Source organism: Streptomyces sp. NPDC045431 (assembly GCF_040646655.1).
In the GTDB taxonomy this organism is placed as follows: Bacteria; Actinomycetota; Actinomycetes; order Streptomycetales; family Streptomycetaceae; genus Streptomyces.
In genome coordinates this window covers 143,516-158,722 of sequence record NZ_JBEZAQ010000012.1, presented here as the reverse complement: position 1 = coordinate 158,722, position 15,207 = coordinate 143,516, and the positions used below count along the sequence as shown (strand labels likewise).

The window sequence follows — 15,207 nt, the reverse complement described above, 5'->3', positions numbered from 1 at the left end:
GGCGGCTCCCGTCCCCCCTGGAGAGGGACTCCCAGTATCCCAGCCGCTCCGGGGGAGTGTCTTGCCGATCTTGCCCGGCTGCCGGGCTGCCGGGCTGTCGGGCTGTCGGGCTGCGGTCTTGCCGGGCTCAGGCCGCCGCGTGCGCCGGGACCCGGTCGCGGCCGCCCGGGTGGCGGTGGCGCCAGACCCAGAAGACGCCGCAGGACAGCAGCGCCCAGCCGGCCAGCACCGCGAAGGGGAACAGATGTTGGTGGTCGCCGAAGTACACCGCCGTGTGCTGCGCGTTCACCGAGGCGCCCGGCGGGAGCCAGCGCCCGATGTGGCCCAGCACCGACGGCAGCAGCGGCCAGGACACGGCGCCGCCGGACGACGGGTTGCCCAGCAGGACCATCAGGCCCCAGGTGGGCAGCATCGCCCACCGCCCCATCAGGGCGTTGAACATCGAGAAGACCATGCCCGAGGTGAACATCGTCAGGGCGAGGATCAGCCATGACTCCACGAACGGCAGGTCCAGCGCGCCCAGCAGCCAGTCGGCGGTCGCCGCAATGGCGAAACCGCCCAGCAGCGCGTACGCCGCGGTGAAGGCGATCCGCTCGCCCGGGTTGAGCGCGCGGGCGTGGACGCTCAGCTGGATGGCCCCGACGAAGCCGATGATCACGGCGGCGAGCGAGATGTAGAACAGGGCCAGCCCGCGCGGGTCGCCCGGCTGGAGCGGTGTGACGTCCCGCACCCGGACCGGCACGCCCGTCGCCCTGCCGGCCGCCGGACCGGCCTCGGCCAGCACCTGCGCCACGGTCGCGCCCGCCGCCCCGGCCACGTCCAGCTCCACGCCGCGCTGCCGCACCGTCAGGACGGCGAAGACCTCCTGCTCCTCCATGGCCCGCCGGGCCCCGGCCTCATCGGCGTACCGGCGCACCTCCAGCGAGGCGTTGAGGGCCTCGTCCATGCCCGCGAGGAACCGGCGGCCGTGCGGCGCGTCGGCCGGTCCCACGAGCGCGGTCGGGATCTGACGCGGTGTCGGGTTCGCCATGGTGTACGTGTACGAGCCGGCGAAGAGCGCCGCGGCGGCGGCCAGGATCAGCACCAGGACGGAGGCGGGCAGGAAGGGCGACCTCCGGACCGACGCCCACCGGTCGGCCCGGGTCGGGGGCCTGCCGTGGGCGCCGTGCTCAGGACGTTCCGGGCGGTCTTCCCGTTCCTCGGCTGCGGTCTCGGCCATGGGACGGCGAGGGGGTCAGGCTGCCGGAGGCGGGGGGTCCACCGGCTCCGGCGGCACCTCGGGCGGTGCCTCCGCGGACGACGTGTCGGTGTCCGGGTCCTGCGGGCTCGGGGTCGAGGTGTCGGGCGCGGGCTCCGACGTCGGAGGCGACGGTGTCGAGGGCCCCGGCGACTTGGGCCCCGGCGACTTGGGCTCCGGCGACTTGGGCGAGGCGGGCGGCGACGAGGTGTGGCCGGGGGAGGGCGTCGTGGTCTCGTCGTCCTTGCGGTGACCCTCCTCGCCCGGCGGGCGCTCGATGTAGCCGCCGTTCCTCACGTCGACGATGACGAACTCCTTCACCACCGAGCGCGACGGCTTGACGACCGCCGTCTTCGACGCGTCGTACCCGGGCCACGGGTCGCCGACGGGGCGGTACGTGCCCCGGCGCACCGGCTCCTGGAGGGGGTTGCCGCAGGCGCAGCGGACCCTCGGCACGCCGTGCGCGTCGACCATGACGGCCGTACCGGCCTGGAGGATCGCCTGATAGGGGGCGGCCTTGCCGTCGCGGAAGGTGTGGTTGGTGACCCAGGTGTCCTTCGTCAGCCGCATCGGGGTCAGCCCGCGCAGGTACGCCGGGACCGCGGACGGTGCCAGGCGCAGCGCGGAGGCGAAGGCCGCGTTCTTGTCGGGCGCCTCGCCGAGGAAGCGGATCTGGCGTTCCACGTCGCAACTGGCCACGTTCTTGGTGCCGCCGTAGAGGCCGTCCCACGAACCCTCGTACACCGTGGGCGTGTTCTCCCGCGGCGGCGGGGTCGTCGGCGCGGGCGGGGTGGTCGGGGGCGCGGTCGGTTCGTCGTCCTCGACCTCCGTGGAGTCGGTGAACGGGTCGGGGCCGGCCGCCGAGGCGTTCTGGAGGGAGATGGTGCCCCCTCCCGCCGTACCGCCGCCGTCCCCGTCCCCGTCGCCGCCGAGGCGCGGCAGGACCACGGCGAGCACCACGGCCAGCACGACCACGCCCGCGAGGACCGCGACCTTGGGGGCGGACCGCCACCAGGGGCCGCCGCCGCGACCACCGCGACCACCGCCGTCCCCCGGCGGCTGGGACGCCGGACCGGACAGGGGCCCGGAGGGCGGGCCGGTCGGCGGACCCGACGGAGGGCCGGTGGGGCGATCGGGAGGCGGCTGGGAAGTCACGGTTTTTCCCTTTCTTCCGTTCCGGCTCATTGTGTGTTCCGTACGGGCGGGCCTCGCAAGCCGAGGCGCCGGCGCAGCGCCGAACGGCCCCGTCCCGCGGGCGAGGGCCCCGCCGCCCGCTTACCGTGACACCGTGAGTCGTCAGGCCCGTCAGGTCCGCCAGGCCCCCGGGGGCACCCCGCACAGCGGCGCGGGGCGCGCCGCCCGCGACTGGGGCCACGCCCTGCTCGCGGTGGTCGCGGGGGTCGCCGCCATGGCCGTCACGGCCGCGCTCGGCCTCTGGGCCGCGGGCGCCGCCGGACTGCCCGAGGGCGCGTTCCCCAGCGTCGTGGCCGCCGTCGTCGTCATGGCGGCGGGCGGTTCCGTCGGACTCGCCGGAGACGCCGGGGCCTTCGCCGGGACGGACGCCGAACTGACCGCGATGCCGCTCTCGGTGACCCTCGCCGGAGCGCTCGCCACCGGCGCCGTCTTCCTGCGGCCGCTGCGCCACCACGCCGTCACCGGCACCGGTGAACTCCTCGCCCGCATCGCCAGGACGGCCGTCCTCTGGCTGGCGGCGCTCGCCGCACTCACCGCCCTGGCGCGCCACAGCTTCACCCTCGACCCGGGGGACACGGCGGGCGACATCCTCGACTTCCTGGGCGCCACCCCCACGCTCGGCTTCCGCGCCGACCTCGGGCCCACGCTGGGCTTCGGCCTGCTGTGGGTGCTCGGGGTGCTCCTCGCCGCCCTGCTCGTCTCGCGGACGGCCGCGCTGCCCGCCCGGCTCCTGCGCCACCAGGAGGCCGTCCGTCCCGCCGCCTCCGCGATGCTGCTGCTGGTCCTCGCGTACGCCGTGATCGGGCTGGTCGTCGGGCTCGTCGTGGCGGCCACCCGGGGGCACCCCGCCGACACGTTCGCGGTCATCCTCCTCGGTCTGCCGAACGTCGTCTGGCTCGCCCTCGGCGTCGGTATCGGCGGCGCCTGGGACGGCCGGGCGGAAGGGCCCTTCGGGCTGCCGATGCCGCAGGTCCTCGACGCGGTGATGCGCCGCGGGTCGCCGGACGCCACCGTGGATGTGGCCTCCCTCGCCGAACAGGACCCGCGCGCCTGGTGGCTCATCCCGGTCGCCGCCGTCCTGCTGCTGGCCGCCGCCTTCGTCATGGCGGTCCGCTCACCGGCCCGCACGCGGCTGTGGCAGCACGCCGTGCACCTGGGCGCCGCCTTCGCGCTCACCATGCTGGTGATCATCCCCGTCACCCGCGTCTCCGCGCGGTACGGCCTTTCGATGATCATCATCGGTGACGTCGACGCCTTCAGCGGCCAGGTCGCGCTGCGGCCCCACCTGTGGACGATGGTCGGCCTCGCCCTGGCCTGGGGCCTGGTCGCGGGCCTCCTCGGCGGACTCCTCGCCTCGCGGGTACGCCGCCGGGGCGAGGTCCAGGTCACGCCCGCGGCGCCGCTACAGGCCCCGGAAGACCGGTAGCGCCCAGCGCGGCGGCTCCGGCGGCCGGCCGGTCTCCGGCGGGGCGGGCGGCGGCCCGGGCTCGGGCGGGTGCCGGCGGTCGTCCACCAGCAGCGCCTCCCGCAACTCCGCCACGAACCGCAGACACGTGTCGTACCGCTCCTCCGGCGTCTTCGCGAGCGCCTTCGCCATGACCCCGTCCACGGCGGAGGGCAGCCCCGGCCGTTCACTCGTCAGCGCGGGCGGCGGGTCGTACTGATGGGCCCACAGCAGCGCCATGTCGTCGTCCCGCCGGAACGGGGGCGCGCCCGCCAGGGTCTCGAAGACGACGCACCCCAGGCTGTAGAGGTCGCACCGCCCGTCCACCGGGCGCCCCGAGATCTGCTCCGGCGCCACGTAGTCGAGCGTCCCCACGAACTGGCCGACCGTCGTGAACCCGGTCAGCGACAGCGACTTCTTCGTGAGCCCGAAGTCGGTGAGGTACGCGTACTCGGGGCGGTCGCTGTCCGTGCCCTCCGCGACCAGGATGTTGCCCGGCTTGACGTCCCGGTGCACCAGGTCGTGCGCGTGCGCCGCGTCCAGCGCCGACGCCACCTGTACGGCGATCCGCGCCGCCTTCTCGGGCGGCAGGGGCCCCTCGCGGTCGAGCAGCGCGCGCAGGTCGTGCCCGGCGACGTACCGCATGGCGATGTACAGCACGCCGTCGGTCTCGCCGGCCTCGAACACCGGCACGATGTGCGGGTGGTCGATCGCCGCGGCCGCCCGCGACTCGTGGACGAACCGCTTGCGGAAGGTGTCGTTGCGCGCCAGCTCCGGCGCCAGCAGCTTGAGCGCCACCGGGCGGTCGAGCCGCAGGTCGCGGGCGAGGTACACCACGGCCATGCCGCCCCGGCCGATCTCCCGCTCCACCCGGTAGTCCGCGATCCGCGTCCCGGTCAGCCCGGAGGGCCGCCCGGCCGGCAGCTCGGTGCTCCCGGTGCCGCCGCTCCCGCCGCCGCCCATCAGCGCTCACGCCCGGCGCCGGTGCCGCCGCCGTCACCGTCGCCGGGCCACTCCACGACCCGCGTCGGCTCGTGGGCGACGGCCGCCTCGCGCGCCGGCGGTCCGGCCGGCTCCACCGGCTCCGCCGGGGTCTCCGGCGCTTCCGGCACCTCCGGCGCAGCGACGACACGCGTGGCCTCCGGGGCGCCGTCCCGGTCACCGGCGGGGCTCGGCGCCTGTACCGCGCGGGTGGCGTCCGCGGCACCCGCGGCACCCGCGGCACCCGCGGCACCGGTCGTACCGGCCGTGCCCGTCGTACCGGCCGTGCCCGTCGTACCGGCCGTGCCGGAGCCGTCGGTGGCCCCGGGGGCGGGGGCCGCGCTCGCCGAGGGGCCCGACGACGCCGCGTACGTGCTCATCCTGCGCCCGTCGCAGTACACCCAGCGCTCGTGCTCGGCGTCGTACAGCCAGAGCGCCTCCCCGTCGACGACCACGCCGGCCCGCAGGCCGCGCGTGCGGCGGCGGAAGTCCTCGCCGTCCGTCCGGCCCGACACGAGCTCCTCCGCCGCCCGCCGGTAGCGGCCCAGCGACTCCTCGACCCGGCCGAGCAGGGGCCGCGGATCGGCCGCCCGGCTCGTCGGCTGCCCGGCGGCCGGCGGATCGGCCGGTACGGCGACCAGCAGGCGGCCGTCCACCCAGGCGGTCCAGCCGTTGGAGCACCGGATTCGCCCCCAGTCGCCGACCCGGTCGACCAGCTGCACGGGCAGGAACGGGTCCAGCGGCTCCGTCGGCCGCGCCGGGTCGGGCGCCTCCCAGGCGGGCAGGCCCCCGCGCGGGACGACGTGCGTCGGCCGGAAGTCCGGGCTCGTGGGGTGGGCGACCATGAAGCGCCTACTTTCGCATGATCACGGGCTCGTGCCGGCGCAGCAGCCGGGCGACCAGGATCCCGAGGACGAGGCTCAGCACCACCAGCATCCCCACGTCCAGCAGCCACGTGCCCAGGGAGTGCTCGAACAGCGGGTCCGCCGTCTTCTCGCCCGGCACGATCCGCCCGATGCCGATGGTCGATCCCATCGCCCCGAACGCCCACCGGGACGGCACCAGCCACGCCAGCTGCTCGATGACGAGCGAGCCGCTGATCGTCAGCAGCCCGCCGCAGAAGACCACCTGGACGATCGCGAGGAGCACCAGCAGCGGCATGGTGACCTCCTCCTTGCGCACCAGCGCGGACACGAACAGACCGAGCATCATCGCGGTGAAGGCCAGCAGCGCCACGGCGACCACGATCTCCACGAGCGGCGGCATCAGCACGCCCTCGCCGCGCGGTGCGTTCAGCGGGACGCCGACGAGCGCCACCAGGGTGAGCACCACCGCCTGGACGACCGTGATCGTGCCGAGCACCACCACCTTGGACATCAGGTACGCCGATCTGGAGAGGCCGACGGCTCTCTCCCGGCGGTAGATGGTGCGTTCCTTGACCAGCTCCCGCACCGCGTTGGCGGCGCCCGTCAGGACCCCGCCGACGCAGAGGATGAGCAGGACGTTCATCGTCGACTCGGGCCCGAGGCGGCCCTCCGACAGGGCCCGGGCCATCGCGCCCATCACGAACGGCAGCGCGATCATGATGGCGAGGAAGGTCCGGTCCGCGCCGAGCGCGGCCGCGTACCGCCGTACGAGCGTACGCAGCTGGGCGCCCCAGCTCTGCGCCTTCGGCGGCGGCAGCGGCGCGGGCTCCGCCGCTTCGGAGGCCATGTCCGCGTCCGACGGCTGCGGCGGCGGCCGCATGGCCCCCGCGATGTACCGCTGGTGGTAGAAGGAGCCTTGGTACTGGGCCGCCCAGTCGCGGTCGCGGTCGTTCTCGAACGCCTCGAACGCCTCGGGCCACTGCGCGAACCCGAAGAAGCCGAGCGCGTCCCCGGGCGGTCCGTAGTAGGCGATCCGCCCGCCGGGCGCGAGGACCAGCAGCCGGTCGCACACGTCGAGGCTCAGCACGCTGTGGGTGACGACGATGACCGTGCGGCCGTCGTCGGCGAGCCCGCGCAGCATGTGCATCACCGACCGGTCCATGCCCGGGTCGAGGCCGGAGGTCGGCTCGTCGAGGAAGAGCAGCGACGGCTTCGTCAGCAGCTCCAGCGCGACGCTGACCCGCTTGCGCTGCCCGCCGGAGAGGCTGTGGATCGGCTGCCCCGCCCGCTCCTCCAGGCCCAGCTCGCGGATGACCTCCTCCACGCGCGCCCGCCGCTCGCGCCTCACCGTGTCCTCCGGGAAGCGCAGCTCGGCGGCGTACGACAGGGCGCGGCGCACGGTCAGCTGGAGGTGCAGGATGTCGTCCTGCGGTACGAGCCCGATGCGCTGGCGCAGCTCGGCGTAGTCGCGGTACAGGTCGCGCCCGTCGTACAGGACGGTCCCGTGCTCGGCGGGCCGCTGTCCGGTCAGCGCGTTGAGGAGGGTGGACTTGCCGGCGCCGCTCGGCCCGACGACGGCGAGCAGGGCCTTCTCGCCGACGGGGAAGCTCACCCCGTCGAGGAGCGTCTTGCGGCCGTGGTCGACCGTGACGGAGAGGTCCTGGACGTCGAGCGAGACCTCACCGGTGTCGGTGAACTCCACGAGCCGGTCGCCGATCAGGCAGAACGCCGCGTGCCCGATGCCGACGATGTCGTCGGGCGACACCCGGGCGCGGGTCACCCGCCGCCCGTTGAGGAACGTGCCGTTGTGGCTGCCGGTGTCGTGGATCCAGTAGGTGCCGTCCGGGTGGGCCTCCAGCTCGGCGTGGCGGCGCGAGACCGTCAGGTCGTCGACCACCAGGTCGTTGTCGGCGGCGCGCCCGATGCGCAGGGTCCGGGCGGTGGGCAGCGGGCGGACGGAGGTGGGCTGCCGGAAGGTGCCGGTCGCGGCGGGCATCGAGACGGAGGACGGTCGGGGCGGGGCCGTCGGCTCCCCCTGTGCCGCCGCGCCCTGCGTGGCCCGCCCGTGCGGTGACAGCACGGCGCACGGCCCTTCGGTGGGGTGCCCGAACCGGATGACGCTGCCGGGCCCCACCTCCCAGGCCCGTACGCGTCCGCCCTCGGTGAAGGTGCCGTTGGTGCTGCCGTCGTCGTGGACGGTCCAGTGGCCGCCGTCGGCGCGCAGGTCCGCGTGGTGCCACGAGATCCGGGCATCGGTGAGCACGATGTCGCTGGTGGGGTCGCGCCCGACGCGGTAGACCCGGTCCGGGGTGAGGACGGTGCTGTCCCCGTCGATGTCGAGGACCAGCTCGGGTGCGCTGGGCGCGAACGGCCGCTCTCCCATAGGGGAATTTTATCGGTCTGCCCCGGTATGCGCAGATCGGTGGGCCGTCAGCAGCAGCCGCGCCGCCTCGCGCGCCTGGCGAGCGGGCTCGGACGAGCCCGTGAGGGCGGCCGTGGTGATCGCCCCCTCGGCGAGGAGCGCGATCTGCGCGCCGGCCGCCGGGGCGGCCCCCGCCTCCGCCACCAGGTCGTCGACCTGCCGCCGGAACGCCTCCTTGTGGGCGCGCGCCGCCCGGGCGACCTCGGGCGAGGAGCCCAGCTCACCGAAGGCGTTGACGAACGCGCAGCCCCGGAAGCCCGGTTCCTCGAACCACCGCCCGAGCCAGTCGAAGACCGCGAGCACCCGCGCGGCGGGCGTACCGTCCACGCCGTCCACGTACGCCGCGAGCGCGTCCCGCCAGCGGGTGTCGCGCCGCAGCAGGTACGCCTCCACGAGCGTGGCCTTCGAGGGGAAGAGCTGGTACAGCCGCCGCAGGGTCACGCCGGACGCGGAGCGGACGGCGTCCATCCCGACCGCCCGGACGCCCCGGCCGTAGAAGAGCTCCTCGGCCGCGTCGAGGATGCGCTCGCGGGTGGCTTCTCCGTCCATCGCTCCACTCCCCGGGGCGCCCTGGGCCCCTTGTGTGAGAACCATCGTTCTCGTAGGGTACCCAACGAGGTGAGAACGATCGTTCTCGCGCGAGAGGAGACCACCGTGCGCCCGCCCCTGCCGCCGTTCACCGAGGAGTCCGCCCGCCTGAAGGTGCAGCTCGCCGAGGACGCCTGGAACACGCGCGACCCGGAGAAGGTGGCCCTCGCCTACACGCCGGACTCCGAGTGGCGCAACCGCGACCGGTTCCTCCACGGCCGCGAGGAGATCGTCGCCTTCCTGACCGACAAGTGGCGGCGCGAGCTCGGCTACCGGCTCCGCAAGGAGCTCTGGGCCTACACCGGCGACCGGATCGCCGTCCGCTTCGAGTACGAGTACCACGACGCCGACAGCCGGTGGTTCCGCGCGTACGGCAACGAGAACTGGGAGTTCGACGGGCAGGGCCTGATGCGCAAGCGCTACGCGAGCATCAACGAGCTTCCCATCACCGCCGCCGAGCGCCGGATCGCGCACACCCCCGAATGACCCGTCCGGCGTGATTCGGCCCGCCGCTCCTGGGAACGCGAACACCGCGCGCACCCCGCGCCACCGCGACGTTCAGGAGTAAGGACCGACATGACCGATGACCGCCGGCACCCCGACGACCCCGTCACCCGCCACCCCCGGCCCGACTTCCCCGACCAGGAGCAGCCCCACCCCGGGTACACCGAGGCGATGACGCCGCGGCCGGACCACGGCGAGGACTCGTACCGCGGCAGCGGCCAGCTGGCGGACCGGGCCGCCGTCGTCACCGGCGGCGACTCCGGCATCGGCCGGGCCGTCTGCCTGGCGTACGCCCGGGAAGGCGCCGACGTCCTCTTCACCCACCTGCCCGAGGAACTCGACGAGGCCCGCGAGACCACGCGCCTGATCGAGGCGGCGGGGCGCAAGGCCGTCGCCGTGGAGTGCGACATCAGGGACGAGAGCCAGTGCCGCTACCTGATCGACCGCGCCGCCGCCGAGTTCGGCCGCATCGACATCCTGGTGAACAACGCCGCCTTCCAGATGGCCCAGCCCGACGGCATCGAGGCCATCACGACGGAGCAGTTCGACCGGGTGATGAAGACCAACCTCTACGGCATGTTCTGGCTCACCAAGATGGCGCTCCCGCACATCCCCAAGGGCGGCTGCGTCATCAACACCACCTCCGTGCAGGCCTACCAGCCGAGCCCGCCCCTGCTCGACTACGCCATGACCAAGGGCGCCATCGTCACCTTCACGCAGGGGCTCGCCCAGATGCTCGCCCCGCGCGGCATCCGCGTCAACGCCGTGGCCCCCGGACCCGTCTGGACGCCGCTGATCCCCGCGACCATGCCGGACACCGCCGAGTTCGGGAAGCAGGCACCCCTCGGACGCGCGGCCCAGCCCGTCGAGATGGCACCCGCGTACGTCTTCCTCGCCTCGCCGAACGCGAGCTACATCACCGCGGAGATCGTCAACGCCACCGGGGGTACGCCCCTGCCGTGATACGCCCGGCCGCGAAGAACCGCCATCCGACGACGCGACGAACGGAGCGACGAACAGATCGACGAACAGAGCGGTGGGCATGGCGGCGGGCAGGGCGGCGCGTCGCGTGGGAGGCGACCACCGTCGGGCGCTCCGTGCGGCGCGCGCTGACCGGCCCCGGACCGGAGCGGGACAAGGCCGTCCAGTCCCTCAAGGCCGCCGGGGCCGCCATCCTCGCCTGGGCGGTGGCCGGCTGGTGGTGGCAGGCCCCGCTCGCCCTGATGGCCCCCTGGACCGCCGTCGCCCTCGTCCAGTCCACCGTCTACCGCTCCCTGCGCACCGGACTCCAGCAGGTGGTCCTCATCGCCGCCGGCACGGTCCTGGCCGCCGCCGCGGTCGGCCTCACCGGGAACACCATGGCGGCGATGGCACTCGCCCTGCCGGCGACCGTGCTGCTCGGCAACTACGGCCGCTTCGGCGACCAGGGCCTCTACGCCTCCACCACCGCGCTCTTCGTGCTCGTCTACGGCTCCTGGAGCGGGACGGACATCCTGCACCGGCTGCTGGAGACGCTCCTCGGCGCGGCCATCGGCATCGCCGTGAACGCGCTGATCCTGCCGCCCGTGCACCTGCGCGACGCGCACCACGCGCTGTGCAGGCTGCCGGGGGACAGCGCCGGACTGCTGCGCGCCATGGCCGACGAGATGCGGTCCGGCCACGACCGGAGCCAGGCCGTCGAGTGGCACCGCCGCGCCCGCAGGCTCACCGGCCGTCTCGCCGCGCTGCGCGACGCCCGCACCTGGACCCGCGAGAGCTACCGCCTCAACCCCGCCCACCGCATCCGCCGGCTGCCCGGCCCCGCGCTGCCCTCCACCGAGTGGGACGCCGCGTGGGAGCGGGTCGTCGACCACCTGACCTCCCTCACCGCGCTGCTCGCCGAGGCGGCGGGCGAGCGGCCGCGGTTCGCCCCGCCGCCGGACCACGTCCTCGCCGACGTACCGCCGCTGCTGGACGCCCTGGCGGACGCCTGTGAGGCCGACTGCGCCGCCCTCACCCGGGCGGATGAGGACGAGGGACGGACCGACGCGGCGCGGGAGCGCCGGCAGGCGCTGGACCGCGCCTGGGAGGCGCACCGACGGCTCAAGGCCCGGCTCGCCGGGCAGGCCGGACGCGACGACGAGACCGCCACCTCGGTCGGCGGCCTCGCCGCCGAGACCCGCCAGTTGCTGCACGACCTGGAGAACGCACGCGTGACCTGACCCCTGGCCCCTGCCACCCCGGCCCCTCCCGCTCGCGTTGCGGCGTACCCCGCCGCGCGGGAGGGTCGGGTCAGCGCCCGCGAGGAATGCGACCGCGACCGCGAGGAAGAGGAAGAGACCCATGCCCATCGCGACGGTGAACCCCGCCACCGGCGAGACGCTGAAGACCTTCGACGCACTCGACGACGCCGGCATCGACCGGCGCGTGGCCGCCGCCGAGGCGGCCTTCCGCGACTACCGCACCACCTCCTTCGCCGACCGCGCCCGCCTGCTCCGGCGCGCCGCCGACCTCCTCGAGGAGGACCAGGCGGACATCGCCCGCACCCTCACCACCGAGATGGGCAAGCCCATCGGCGCCGCCCGCGCCGAGGCCGCCAAGTGCGTCAAGGCCATGCGCTGGTACGCCGACCACGCCGAGCGCCTCCTCGCCGACGAACACCCGCCCGAGGCGGACGTCCGGGACGCGGGCGCCGCCACCGCCCGCGTCCACTACCGGCCCCTCGGGCCCGTACTGGCCGTCATGCCGTGGAACTTCCCGCTCTGGCAGGTCGTACGGTTCGCCGCGCCCGCCCTCATGGCCGGCAACACCGGCCTCCTGAAGCACGCCTCCAACGTGCCGCAGACCGCCCTCTACCTGGAGGACCTCTTCCGCCGCGCCGGCTACCCGGAGGGCTGCTTCCAGACCCTGCTGATCGGCTCGCGCGCCGTCGAACGCGTCCTGCGCGACCCGCGCGTCGCCGCCGCCACCCTCACCGGCAGCGAACCGGCCGGCCGCTCCGTGGCCTCCATCGCGGGCGACGAGATCAAGAAGACCGTCCTGGAGCTCGGGGGCAGCGACCCGTACCTCGTGATGCCCTCCGCCGACGTCGAGCGGGCCGCCACCGTCGCCGTCACCGCCCGCGCCCAGAACAACGGCCAGTCCTGCATCGCCGCCAAGCGGTTCATCGTCCACACGGACGTCTACGACGCCTTCGCCGAGCGCTTCACGGCCGGCATGGCGGCGCTCCGCGTCGGCGACCCGATGGACGAGTCCACCGACGTCGGTCCGCTCGCCAGCGAAGCCGGCCGCGACGGCCTGGCGGAGCTCGTCGACGACGCCGTACGCGCCGGGGCCACCGTCCTGTGCGGCGGCGGGCGCCCCGAGGGCCTGGCCGACCGGGGCTGGTTCTACGCCCCGACCGTGCTCACCGACATCACCCCGGAGATGCGCATCCACCAGGAGGAGACCTTCGGCCCCGTCGCCACCCTCTACCGCGCCGCCGACCTCGACGAGGCGGTGCGCCTCGCCAACGACACGTACTTCGGGCTCAGCTCCAACGTCTGGACCCGCGACGAGGAGGAGCTGCGGCGCTTCGTCCGCGACCTGGAGGCGGGCGGCGTGTACGTCAACGGCATGACCGCCTCGCACCCCGCGCTGCCGTTCGGCGGCGTCAAGCGCTCCGGATACGGCCGCGAGCTGTCCGGCCACGGCATCAAGGAGTTCTGCAACGCCACCACCGTCTGGCAGGCCGCCTGACGGCCCCTACAGCGGCTGGACGACCTCGTCCCCGGGCGGCGGCCCCGGCGGCGTGCCGTCGCCGAAGGGCCGGCCGCCCAGCTCCTCGCGGTGGTGCGGGGCGCGCCAGCCGCGCAGGTCCGGCCCGCGCGGGACGATCCGCGTCGGGTTGATGTCCTGGTGGACCTGGTAGTAGTGCCGCTTGATGTGGTCGAAGTCGACCGTGTCGCCGAACCCCGGCGTCTGGAACAGGTCCCGCGCGTACGCCCACAGCACCCGGTCCTCGGTCAGCTTGTTGCGGTTGCACTTGAAGTGGCCGTGGTACACCGCGTCGAACCGCACCAGCGTGGTGAACAGCCGGACGTCCGCCTCCGTGATGGTGTCGCCCACCAGGTACCGCTGCCCGGCCAGGTGCTCCGACACCTGGTCGAGCCGGGCGAACAGCCGGGCGTACGCCGCGTCGTACTTCTCCTGGTGCTTGGCGAAACCCGCCTCGTACACGCCGTTGTTGACGTCCCGGTAGATGCCGTCCATCCGCTCGTCGATCTCGTCGCGCAGCGCCTCCGGGTACAGGTCGGGCGCGCCGGGGCGGTGCAGGGCGCGCCACTCGGTCGCCAGGTCCAGCGTGATGCGCTGGTAGTCGTTGGTCACCAGCGCGCCGCTGTGCGTGTCGACGATCGCCGGGACGCTGACCGGGCCGTCGTACCCCTCCTCCCGTGCCCGGTACGCCTCGCTCAGGAAGCGGATTCCGAGCACCGGGTCGCGGCCGTCCGGGTCCAGGGTGAACCGCCAGCTCCGCTCGTCCTGGACCGGGTCCGTCACCCCCAGCGACAGGGCGCCCTCCAGCCCCAGCAGCCGCCGGGCCACCAGGGCGCGGCTCGCCCAGGGGCAGGCGCGGCTGACGACCAGCCGGTAGCGGCCGGCCTCGACGCGCCGGCCGTCCCGCCCGTCGGCGGTGATCCGGTCCGTGAAGCGGCTCGCGGAACGCGTCCACTCGGCGGATTGCTGCACGGTCGCCCACCCTTCCTCGCCCTGACGGCGTACGCGGGAATGCGCGCCGCACGCGAAGGGACGGGTACCCGCGCCGCGCCGCCGACTATCGCCGCGTCACCCCTGCGGGGCTGGGGCCCGTCTTCCGGATCTTGCCGGGCTCGCGTGCCCTGGCACCGCACCCCCAGAGCTTCGCCTGGGGGTGCCCCCAGCCGCGTTGTCGTCGGTCGCCAATGGCCCCCGTAGCCCTGCGGGCAACGGGGGAGGCTCCCTCCTCCGCCTTGCGATGTACGGCACCAGACCCCGCTCCCTTATCCGGCCTGATCCGAAAGACGGGCCCCAGCCGTCCCGTCGGCGGGCGCCCGCAGCGCCGGCACCGGGGCGACGCGGCGCTCACCGGGCTGGAAGTGCAGGATGATCAGGCGGGCGCCCGGCGCGGCCAGCGGCTGCGCGGCGCACAGGGTCACCCATCCGGGGCCGAGCTCGGCGTGGCGCAGGGGCCGCTCGTCGCCGTCCAGCCGGATGCGGCTGCTCGCCGACTCGTAGATCGGCGCGGCCACCGGGTCGGCCAGCACATCGCGCACGATGCCGCGCAGCGTCCGGTTGCCCGGGTCCGCGGCGAGCGCCACCCGCAGCTGCGGCAGCACCATCGGCGCCCACGCCTTCTCCCAGTCCGCCAGCACGGTCCGGGCCTCCGGCTCGACCGCCAGCCACCGCATGGTGTTGGCGGGGACCTCGCGCCGGGGGAACAGCGCTGCCATGAGGGCGTTGTGGGCGACCATGTTCCACGACCGGTCGCTGATGTACGCCATGTGGGAGAAGCCGTCCAGCACCGTCTGCCACACGCCCGGGATCTCCTCGCCGGAGCGGGAGTTGAGCGGATGCGGCGGGTCCTGGCCGAGGGCGTACCGCCACAGCGCGACCCACTCCTGCTCGGTCATGTTGAACAGCCGGGCCACGTCGTGCAGCAGGCCCACCGGCGGGTTGGCGTAGCGGCCCGACTCCAGCCGTCCGTACGTGTCCGGCGCGCGGTGCAGGAGCTGGTCGATCTGCGCCTGGGACAGGCCCGGGGCACGCCGTCCCTGCCGGGTCGGGCGGGACAGCCCGTGGCTCTCCGGTTTGATCATCGCGCGGCGCTCGCGCAGCAGGCAGCGCAGTGCCACCTTGTCCATGCGGTTCTTCCCCCAAGGTTCCCGACGTTCCTGGTCAGCCTGTACGAAGCGGGGCGGTCCGGTCACCGCGTCCCGGGCACGGGCGGCGGCCGGAAACGGGGTCGGCCCGGTGA

General features: G+C 74.6%; 13 protein-coding genes. 5 read left to right on the top strand and 8 right to left on the bottom strand.

All coding sequences use genetic code 11. From position 1 onward, the window contains the following. Nucleotides 1-127: 127 nt before the first annotated feature. Nucleotides 128-1,219, bottom strand: a complete 1,092-nt coding sequence (locus AB0A69_RS23440; RefSeq protein ID WP_361425218.1) for an ABC transporter permease — start codon at nt 1,217-1,219, stop codon at nt 128-130. Nucleotides 1,220-1,234: 15 nt separating this feature from the next. Beyond that, complete coding sequence (locus AB0A69_RS23435; RefSeq protein ID WP_361425215.1) at nt 1,235-2,392, bottom strand: DUF6777 domain-containing protein; 1,158 nt, start codon at nt 2,390-2,392, stop codon at nt 1,235-1,237. Nucleotides 2,393-2,525: 133 nt separating this feature from the next. Between AB0A69_RS23435 and AB0A69_RS23430 the strand changes: the two genes are divergently transcribed. Next, nucleotides 2,526-3,857 (top strand): streptophobe family protein, encoded by a 1,332-nt coding sequence (locus AB0A69_RS23430; RefSeq protein ID WP_361425212.1) that lies wholly within the window; start codon nt 2,526-2,528, stop codon nt 3,855-3,857. Here AB0A69_RS23430 and AB0A69_RS23425 read toward each other — a convergent pair. Genes AB0A69_RS23425 through AB0A69_RS23410 form a run of 4 tightly spaced genes read right to left on the bottom strand, consistent with a single transcriptional unit; the run spans nt 3,834 to nt 8,693 of the window. Continuing rightward, nucleotides 3,834-4,838, bottom strand: a complete 1,005-nt coding sequence (locus AB0A69_RS23425; RefSeq protein ID WP_361425209.1) for a serine/threonine-protein kinase — start codon at nt 4,836-4,838, stop codon at nt 3,834-3,836. The genes AB0A69_RS23430 and AB0A69_RS23425 overlap by 24 nt on opposite strands. Continuing rightward, nucleotides 4,838-5,701: a hypothetical protein gene (locus AB0A69_RS23420; protein ID WP_361425206.1), complete on the bottom strand. Its 864-nt coding sequence runs from the start codon at nt 5,699-5,701 to the stop codon at nt 4,838-4,840. Before AB0A69_RS23420 ends, AB0A69_RS23425 begins: the two co-directional genes overlap by 1 nt. Nucleotides 5,702-5,708: 7 nt before the next feature. After that, nucleotides 5,709-8,105, bottom strand: a complete 2,397-nt coding sequence (locus AB0A69_RS23415; RefSeq protein WP_361425203.1) for an FHA domain-containing protein — start codon at nt 8,103-8,105, stop codon at nt 5,709-5,711. Nucleotides 8,106-8,114: 9 nt separating this feature from the next. Beyond that, nucleotides 8,115-8,693: a TetR/AcrR family transcriptional regulator gene (locus tag AB0A69_RS23410; protein ID WP_361425200.1), complete on the bottom strand. Its 579-nt coding sequence runs from the start codon at nt 8,691-8,693 to the stop codon at nt 8,115-8,117. A gap of 105 nt (nt 8,694-8,798) precedes the next feature. On the opposite strand from AB0A69_RS23410, the gene AB0A69_RS23405 reads away from it, so the two are divergent. The 4 genes from AB0A69_RS23405 to AB0A69_RS23390 all read left to right on the top strand — a co-directional run bounded on the left by AB0A69_RS23405 (nt 8,799) and on the right by AB0A69_RS23390 (nt 12,953). Then, on the top strand, nt 8,799-9,218 hold the full coding sequence (locus tag AB0A69_RS23405; protein ID WP_361425197.1) for a nuclear transport factor 2 family protein: 420 nt from the start codon (nt 8,799-8,801) through the stop codon (nt 9,216-9,218). 90 nt (nt 9,219-9,308) lie between these two features. Further along, nucleotides 9,309-10,199, top strand: a complete 891-nt coding sequence (locus tag AB0A69_RS23400; protein WP_361425194.1) for an SDR family oxidoreductase — start codon at nt 9,309-9,311, stop codon at nt 10,197-10,199. Nucleotides 10,200-10,333: 134 nt separating this feature from the next. Then, complete coding sequence (locus AB0A69_RS23395; protein WP_361425191.1) at nt 10,334-11,437, top strand: aromatic acid exporter family protein; 1,104 nt, start codon at nt 10,334-10,336, stop codon at nt 11,435-11,437. Nucleotides 11,438-11,558: 121 nt separating this feature from the next. Beyond that, nucleotides 11,559-12,953, top strand: coding sequence for an NADP-dependent succinic semialdehyde dehydrogenase (locus AB0A69_RS23390; protein ID WP_361425188.1), 1,395 nt, complete (start codon nt 11,559-11,561; stop codon nt 12,951-12,953). Nucleotides 12,954-12,959: 6 nt separating this feature from the next. Here AB0A69_RS23390 and AB0A69_RS23385 read toward each other — a convergent pair whose 3' ends face one another. Then, nucleotides 12,960-13,943: a glutathione S-transferase C-terminal domain-containing protein gene (locus tag AB0A69_RS23385; protein ID WP_361425185.1), complete on the bottom strand. Its 984-nt coding sequence runs from the start codon at nt 13,941-13,943 to the stop codon at nt 12,960-12,962. A gap of 290 nt (nt 13,944-14,233) precedes the next feature. Continuing rightward, nucleotides 14,234-15,094: a helix-turn-helix domain-containing protein gene (locus tag AB0A69_RS23380; protein WP_361425182.1), complete on the bottom strand. Its 861-nt coding sequence runs from the start codon at nt 15,092-15,094 to the stop codon at nt 14,234-14,236. Between the last annotated feature and the right edge of the window lie 113 nt (nt 15,095-15,207).

Bases quoted from the DNA above. Each gene is read 5' to 3' on its own strand.
- AB0A69_RS23440 (WP_361425218.1), bottom strand. From the start codon at position 1,219: ATGGCCGAGACCGCAGCCGAGGAACGGGAAGACCGCCCGGAACGTCCT.
- AB0A69_RS23425 (WP_361425209.1), bottom strand. From the start codon at position 4,838: ATGGGCGGCGGCGGGAGCGGCGGCACCGGGAGCACCGAGCTGCCGGCC.
- AB0A69_RS23420 (WP_361425206.1), bottom strand. From the start codon at position 5,701: ATGGTCGCCCACCCCACGAGCCCGGACTTCCGGCCGACGCACGTCGTC.
- AB0A69_RS23415 (WP_361425203.1), bottom strand. From the start codon at position 8,105: ATGGGAGAGCGGCCGTTCGCGCCCAGCGCACCCGAGCTGGTCCTCGAC.
- AB0A69_RS23410 (WP_361425200.1), bottom strand. From the start codon at position 8,693: ATGGACGGAGAAGCCACCCGCGAGCGCATCCTCGACGCGGCCGAGGAG.
- AB0A69_RS23400 (WP_361425194.1), top strand. From the start codon at position 9,309: ATGACCGATGACCGCCGGCACCCCGACGACCCCGTCACCCGCCACCCC.
- AB0A69_RS23390 (WP_361425188.1), top strand. From the start codon at position 11,559: ATGCCCATCGCGACGGTGAACCCCGCCACCGGCGAGACGCTGAAGACC.
- AB0A69_RS23380 (WP_361425182.1), bottom strand. From the start codon at position 15,094: ATGGACAAGGTGGCACTGCGCTGCCTGCTGCGCGAGCGCCGCGCGATG.